The sequence below is a fragment of the Streptomyces swartbergensis genome (assembly GCF_002148965.1).
GTDB classification, from domain to species: domain Bacteria; phylum Actinomycetota; class Actinomycetes; order Streptomycetales; family Streptomycetaceae; genus Streptomyces; species Streptomyces swartbergensis.
Window position 1 is genome coordinate 1 of the sequence record NZ_NGFN01000656.1, and the last position, 1,801, is coordinate 1,801.

Here is a 1,801-nt window from a genome sequence, read left to right on the forward strand (position 1 = left end):
CGGCGACCCCCTCCACCTGGGCACCGACCCCGGACTCGCCTCCCTCTACGACGCCGCCCTGCTCGGCGTGATGTGGTCCACCATGACCGGCTGGCTGCACGGCACCGCGCTGGTCGGCGCCGAGCGGACACCGGCCACCGCCTTCACCCCGGTCGCGATCCGCTGGCTGAGCGCGGTGGCGGGCTTCCTCACCACGTACGCGCCCCAGGTGGACGCCGGCCGCTACCCGGGGGACGACGCCACCGTCGACGTGCAGATCGCGGCCATCGACCACCTCATCCACGCGGCGGCGGCCCGCGGCATCGACAACGCGCTGCCCGAGCTCCTCAAGGCCGCCATGGAGAAGGTCGCCGCCGCCGGTCACGGACAGGACAGTTACGCCAGCCTGATCGAGGTCCTGAGGAATCCCGCCGACAGCGGGGCCTGACACCCGCTCCCGCTAGACCGACACCAGCACCACCAGATTCGCCGCCACCAGCAGCGCGCATCCCAGCAGGAGACCGGCCAGCAGCCGTGCGCGGAGCCTGCGGTACACGGCCTCGTACTCGCCCCGCAGCTCCTGCCCGCGCAGCGCCGTGCGGTGCCACGAGGCCCGGGCGAGGGCGAGGTGTTCAGCCGCGAACAGCCGCTCCACCTCCTCCCGTTCGGCCTCCGGCAGCCGTTCGAGCCGGGCGGCGAAACGCGCGGCTGCCGCGCGGGCCTCCTCGTGTGCGGCGGCGGCGAGCAGATGGCCCTCGACCTCGTTGTGGAACGCCCGCAGGTCCAGGTCCACGGGCAGACCTTCCATCGCGGTCATCGGAGCGTCAGCTCCCGCTCCGCCGCCGCGACGTCCGCGTGGTGCAGGTCGAACGCCGGGGATTCGCTGCGGATCCGGGGGAGCGCGACGAAGTTGTGGCGGGGCGGCGGACAGGAGGTGGCCCACTCCAGGGAACGGCCGTAGCCCCACGGGTCGTCGGCCGTGACCCGCTCGCCGTACTTCGCCGTCTTCCACACGTTGTAGAAGAACGGCAGCATCGACATGCCGAGCAGGAACGAGCTGATCGTCGACACGGTGTTGAGCGTCGTCAGGCCCTCCACCGCCAGATAGTCGGGGATCCGCCGCTGCATGCCCTGAGCGCCCAGCCAGTGCTGGACCAGGAACGTGCCGTGGAAGCCGATGAACAGCGTCCAGAAGGTGATCTTGCCGAGGCGTTCGTCCAGCATCTTGCCGGTCCACTTCGGCCACCAGAAGTGGAAGCCGGAGAACATCGCGAACACGACCGTTCCGAAGACGACGTAGTGGAAGTGCGCGACGACGAAGTACGAGTCGGAGACATGGAAGTCGATCGGCGGCGAGGCCAGCAGCACGCCCGTGAGCCCGCCGAACACGAACGTGATGAGGAAGCCGGTCGCCCACAGCATCGGTGTCTCGAAGGACAGCGAGCCCTTCCACATGGTGCCGATCCAGTTGAAGAACTTCACACCGGTCGGGACCGCGATCAGGAAGGTCATGAAGGAGAAGAACGGCAGCAGCACACCGCCGGTGACGTACATGTGGTGCGCCCACACCGTCACGGACAGACCCGCGATCGCGATGGTCGCGCCGATCAGACCCTGGTAACCGAACATCGGCTTGCGGGAGAAGACCGGAATGACCTCGGAGATGATCCCGAAGAACGGCAGCGCGATGATGTACACCTCTGGATGGCCGAAGAACCAGAAGAGGTGTTGCCACAGCAACGCGCCGCCGTTGGCGGAGTCGAAGATGTGGGCACCGAACTTGCGGTCCGCCTCCAGGGCGAACAGCGCCGCGGCCAGGACC

At 68.7% G+C, this 1,801-nt stretch carries 3 protein-coding genes; 1 reads left to right on the forward strand and 2 read right to left on the reverse strand.

Translation table 11 applies throughout. The features are described 5' to 3' along the window. Positions 1–427: imine reductase family protein (locus CA983_RS43280; protein ID WP_483027232.1), on the forward strand; the 427-nt coding region annotated here is incomplete at its 5' end. A 12-nt stretch (positions 428–439) separates the two neighbouring features. Here the strand turns inward: CA983_RS43280 and CA983_RS43285 are convergent. Both CA983_RS43285 and CA983_RS43290 read right to left on the reverse strand, forming a co-directional pair. Continuing rightward, positions 440–796 (reverse strand): hypothetical protein, encoded by a 357-nt coding sequence (locus CA983_RS43285; RefSeq protein WP_086606069.1) that lies wholly within the window; start codon positions 794–796, stop codon positions 440–442. Beyond that, a partial coding sequence (locus CA983_RS43290) for a cytochrome c oxidase subunit I (protein ID WP_208637180.1) occupies positions 793–1,801 on the reverse strand: 1,009 nt, incomplete at its 5' end. The genes CA983_RS43290 and CA983_RS43285, both read right to left, overlap by 4 nt.